Origin of the sequence: Anaerorhabdus sp., from assembly GCF_036657415.1 — a bacterium.
Lineage (GTDB): Bacteria > Bacillota_I > Bacilli_A > Erysipelotrichales > Erysipelotrichaceae > Anaerorhabdus.
The window spans coordinates 1-5,336 of record NZ_JAVXGL010000109.1; the positions used below are offsets into that span (position 1 = coordinate 1).

Annotated in this window: 5 protein-coding genes; 1 reads left to right on the forward strand and 4 read right to left on the reverse strand. The window is 30.4% G+C overall.

Translation table 11 applies throughout. The features are described from left to right. Positions 1 to 1,764: DUF262 domain-containing protein (locus tag RSB60_RS10705; protein WP_332616266.1), on the reverse strand; the 1,764-nt coding region annotated here is incomplete at its 3' end. 152 nt (positions 1,765 to 1,916) lie between these two features. Next, on the reverse strand, positions 1,917 to 3,017 hold the full coding sequence (gene ychF / locus RSB60_RS10710; RefSeq protein ID WP_332475879.1) for a redox-regulated ATPase YchF: 1,101 nt from the start codon (positions 3,015 to 3,017) through the stop codon (positions 1,917 to 1,919). A 162-nt stretch (positions 3,018 to 3,179) separates the two neighbouring features. On the opposite strand from ychF, the gene RSB60_RS10715 reads away from it, so the two are divergent. Further along, entirely contained in the window at positions 3,180 to 3,932 is a 753-nt protein-coding gene (locus RSB60_RS10715; protein WP_332616269.1) for a TraX family protein, read from the forward strand. 180 nt (positions 3,933 to 4,112) lie between these two features. Here the strand turns inward: RSB60_RS10715 and RSB60_RS10720 are convergent, their stop codons facing one another. Both RSB60_RS10720 and RSB60_RS10725 read right to left on the reverse strand, forming a co-directional pair. Then, complete coding sequence (locus tag RSB60_RS10720) at positions 4,113 to 4,934, reverse strand: PTS system mannose/fructose/sorbose family transporter subunit IID (RefSeq protein WP_332616271.1); 822 nt, start codon at positions 4,932 to 4,934, stop codon at positions 4,113 to 4,115. Then, the coding region (locus RSB60_RS10725; protein WP_332616274.1) for a PTS sugar transporter subunit IIC at positions 4,921 to 5,336 on the reverse strand (416 nt) is incomplete at its 5' end. The genes RSB60_RS10725 and RSB60_RS10720, both read right to left, overlap by 14 nt.

Sequence of the window (5,336 nt, forward strand, 5' to 3'; positions counted from 1 at the left end):
ATCTTCACTCCTATTCTCAATAACTTCTTCATTCCATTCCTCTTGACCTTTTTTTTCATATAAATCTACAATATCAATTTTAGTTATTGTTAAATCTGTATATTCTTTTAATTTTTCTATTTTATTATCAAACGAAGCATTTGATATCGAGGTATTCAAGGCCTTTTTTAGCAAGGTCATATTTCCAATTTCTTGAATATGGTCGTTTCTAAATTTAATTGCATCTATTTCACTTAATGGATTTCCAAATCCATCAAATTTAGGAATATTATCCCAATTTTTTTCCCATTTCTTTGGCATTATATGCTCTAAAGAATATGCATATCTCAGTTCATTCGTATCATGCAATTTAGAGTTTCTCTTAAATAACTCAACCCAAAAAAGATAAAACGTAGCCATTTTATTAGAGATGTTCTTTAACAATGAAAAACTATAATCTTCACCAATCATCTCCAACTCTTTATCTATCTTTTTATCATCGTTTAAAAATGTTAGTACCATCTTATTATAATTTTTAATTCTTGTTGTATCTCTATTCAAATGATTAAATATTATATATTTCTCAAGTTTATGTAATTGATCCCGTTTTTCAAAATCGGTTCTAACTTCACAGACCAAAATTTTCAAAATATATGGATACATTGTAGAATTTTCTAGTTGATTCAAAAGGTGAACTAATCTTAAAAGGACACCTTCTAAAGTAACTTCATATTTATACAATATATTATTAAAATTAAAATCAAATCTATCTCTATAAACTCTAGCATACTTCTTGATATCATGTAAAAATTGATCAATTTCATCACAACTATCAATACTACTTAACTTTTCCTTAAAAACTCTTGATAAATCTGAAATAGTATTCTCATATGCATTATACATGTTTTTAATAATAGCAAAGCAATAAAGAAACATTTCTAAATTTGATCGTTTGATCCTTCCTGTAATTATTGTCGAATCCCAGTATACATCGCTATCATCATCTATAAAGATATTTTCCCAATTTTCTTTATATAAATTATTTAATTTACTATCCCAATTACCATTAAATTCTTGTTTATACAAATCACTTACCCTTTTAAAAAGAGCGTTTTTTATAGTATCCGCCGATGTTAATGGCACCCCTGCACTGTTTAAAGTATCAAATATAGATTGCTCATCAACATTTTTATCTAAAGTTATTAAAACAAAATAGTTTCTACCATCTGTATAGTTAACTAGTGACTTAAATTTATCGAACTTATATTTATCATTATATTCTTCTTCATTCAATGAACTTAAAAAAAAGTTGTAGCACCCAACAATACCACTACTGCCTTTTTCTTTTTGTCTTATTTCCATATTTTCATTTACAATTTTTATGTAACATCCTCTATCTTTTTGGGAATGTTCTAATTTTTGTCTTAAATCTCCAGTTTCGTTATCTTTCGTAAATAAAATTCTATATAAATCTTCTTTCCATTTTGTTTTCTCTGATGTTTTAATAGAATCATAAAGCGCAACTAAAAAAATATTAATAGTTGTTAATCTTTGTTGGCCATCGATTATATCAATTTCTGGTGATCCAACAGAATTTTTATTTCGCTGAGCTATAATTGAACCTATGAACCCAACTTCTTCTTTCATAAAACTGTTCAACAATTCCTTCCAGTTTTCTTCAGTCCATACATATTTGCGCTGAAAAAAAGGAATAATCAATTTTGATTCATTCGATAAAGTTCTTATATTCGCTACCTTAGCTTCTATTAAAGTATCACTATTCATTATAATCTTCTCCTTATTATTCTTTGAATTTTAAATATTCCCTTTTAATATACTCTATTTTCATTCACATTAAAATATTCAGCATTAGGAATTACATAAAAATTACAATTCATTCATATTTGTAACTTTTAAATAAACACTCTTTCGAGTGTTTATACGTTAAATCTAAAGTGCAGTATATCTCCATCTTGTACAATATATTCTTTACCTTCAAGACGAAGCTTACCAGCTTCTTTTAATTTTGCTTCTGATTTGTATTCCATGTAATCATCATAACTAAAGCATTCCGCACGAATGAATCCTTTTTGGAAATCTGTATGAATAACTCCTGCACATTCTGGTGCAGTCATACCATCATGAAATGTCCAAGCACGACATTCTTGTACACCAACTGTGAAGAATGTTTTAAGACCTAATAAATGATAGGCAGATTTGATAACTTGATCAAGTCCACTTTCTGATATTCCTAAATCTTGTAAGAATACTGATTTTTCTTCTTTATCCAATGATGATAACTCTTCTTCAATTTTTGCACAAATTGCGATAACATCATTATTCTCTTTAGCAGCGTATTCTTTAACTGTATTGAAATGACGATTTGAAGTTGGATCAGCAATTTCTTCTTCTGACATATTTGCGATATAAATCATTGGCTTACTTGTGAGCAATTGATAACCACTCGCAACTTCCATTTCTTCTTTTCCTAGTTCAACACTACGTGCTGGTTTACCTTCACGTAATGCATCCACAAGTTTTTTCACTACAACATATTCCGCTGCAGCTTCTTTATCTTTGGCTTGTGCTTTACGTTCAATCTTCGTTAAACGATTTTCCATACTTTGCAAGTCGGCAAGCGCAAGTTCTAGATTAATAATTTCAATATCACGAATTGGATCTACTGAACCCTCTACGTGGGTGATGTCTGCATCGTCGAAACAACGCACAACGTGGCATATCGCATCCACTTGACGAATATGAGATAAGAATTGATTTCCTAGCCCTTCTCCTTTTGATGCTCCTTTTACTAGACCTGCAATGTCTGTAAATTCAAATGTTGTATAAATGATTTTCTTTGGTATCGCTATTTTTATAATTTCATCCATGCGATGATCAGGTACTTCTACCACACCAACATTAGGTTGAATTGTCGCAAATGGATAGTTTGCAGCTTCAACTTGGCTTTGTGTGATTGCATTAAATAACGTTGACTTCCCTACATTCGGTAATCCAACAATTCCTGCTGTTAATGACATATTATCTACTTCCTTTCGAACATCTATTAGTTTACCTTTTTTTCGTGATTTTCACAATCTTTATTGCATATTCATTTAATGTATTAAAATTCCTTCAACTGTACTGCTATTTCAGGTTGAATGCGTTATACTATTTGTCATATAGACATTAAGGAGTACACAATGAAAAAATTCAATTCGTACCAAATCAAACTATTTATGATGTTTCTCATGGTCGTTGATCATTTATCAATCATCCCCAATTTCTTACCATTTGAATTAATTGCGATATTTCATTTAATCACACGTCCAGTAGCTTTATGGTTCACTTTTACTTTGGTTGAAGGATTCATTCATACGCATAACCGTTATGAATACTGTCGACGTTTATTCACTTTTGCAGCCATCATGATGGCTGGTAGTTCAATCTTATTGTTTGGATTTGGTGTGCCAATTCTACCAATATATCCTAATATTATCTTCTCACTTGCACTTACATGTGCTATCTTAATTCTTATTTATCACCATGATGAAAAGATTGATAAGATTCCTAATATCGTTCGTAAGATACTTGCGATATTTATCTTCCTTGTCTGCTTCTTTTTTGCAGAAGGTATGTTCATTGTTCCACTATTTGCGATTATCTTCTACAAATACCGTGATAATCCAAAAGGAAGAAATATTTGGTTAATTGGTATGTCACTTGTCATGCTAGCATTGACTCTATCTTATGTAACATCAATGCCTAATCCTAATATTTATACTATTATGTATAGTGAATGGTTCTTCGCATCTGTTATTCCATTTATCTATCTTTATAATGGAGAGCGTGGACCAAATACTAAGTTTTCTAAATATATTTTCTATATCTTCTATCCTGTGCATATTTGGATTCTTTATATTATCGCGACAGTCATCGTTACACGCAGTTTATAAGATTTATAAACAATACGTTATTTTGAGGAACTATTTATGAAAGGTAGTTAGTTAAACAATTTATTTACACAAAGAAGGAAACACTCCATAGTGAGAATTCCTTCTTTTATTTACTTGTTAGTTTCATATAAAAACCCCGCCTTTGAGATTTTCATCCTAATAACGGGGTCACGATAACCATTAAACAAGAGTGATTATTTTTGTGAAATAAGCAAGAATCGCAATTACAAATGTTAGAATCAATAGTTTTGTTGATGTGAATTTGCCTTTTTTCAATAAGAATATATAGAATACTAATAATAGAATTGGAACTAAGTATGGACATATATTATTAAACATATCTTGAACTCGAACAATACTTTCCATTGTTTCACCATTCATACTTAGATTACTTACATACTCTAAACCAACTTCAATGCCACTCAACATAGAAGGTACAAATCCTCCTAAAATTATCGCACCAAAGATAGTTACTAATTCGACACTCTTTCCAATTGCACTATTATTTGTAGTAGATTCAATTGCTTCTAGTCCTTTATTATATCCAAAATCAAATAATTTTGATTGTACAAAAATCCAACCTAAACGCACTGCAAGAATTATTCCTAAACCTAAGAACCAATTTCCCATCAGCGCAAATTGACATGCGATTAATGTTGTAATTGGGTTCACAATAACACCCGCTAATGTATCTCCAACACCTGCAAGAGGACCCATCATAGCTGTTTTAATACTTTCACCGATTTCATCTTGATTCGATTCCATCATTGCAACATGAACACCCATAATCAAAGGTGAGAAGATTGCGCTTGTATTGAAAAATTGAATATTTTTAACCATTAATTCTGTTTTTTCAGTATCATTTTCACTTAATTCTTCAATTGCTGGTAATATTGACCATAAATATCCTGAACCCATCATAACATCATATGACCATGTTTGTTGAATACCAAAGATATGTCGCATTTTTATATTTCTTAATGTTTTTTTAGTCAATTTCATCTAGTGTAACCCCCTGACTATTTTTATTCTTATTAACCCATTGATAAACCCCAATTATTCCTGCTGATAAAATAGATAAACCAATAACTGTAGTATTTGTATAAGAAATCATGAAGTATCCAATAATTAAGAATGGCCAGAACTTTTTGATATCCATCATTGATAACAATAACGCAAACCCCATGACTGGTAATAATCCACCCGCAAGATTAAAAATATCGAGAAAGATTGTTGGAATCAAATTAATCAAACTAGCTAACTGGCTACTAAACAGAATTCCTACAAATACTGGAATTGCAACGTGTGGACCATTTGTTAACATTGTATTTACCCAGAATAGAATATTATATTTCTTTGAATTCCCGTTTTTCGCTTCTTTCGCCATAAGTTGTACTAAAGCCG

What these genes read in the sequence shown, in the direction of transcription:
- RSB60_RS10720 (WP_332616271.1), bottom strand. Translation starts at nt 4,934, where the DNA reads ATGAAATTGACTAAAAAAACATTAAGAAATATAAAAATGCGACATATC.
- RSB60_RS10715 (WP_332616269.1), top strand. Translation starts at nt 3,180, where the DNA reads ATGAAAAAATTCAATTCGTACCAAATCAAACTATTTATGATGTTTCTC.
- ychF (WP_332475879.1), bottom strand. Translation starts at nt 3,017, where the DNA reads ATGTCATTAACAGCAGGAATTGTTGGATTACCGAATGTAGGGAAGTCA.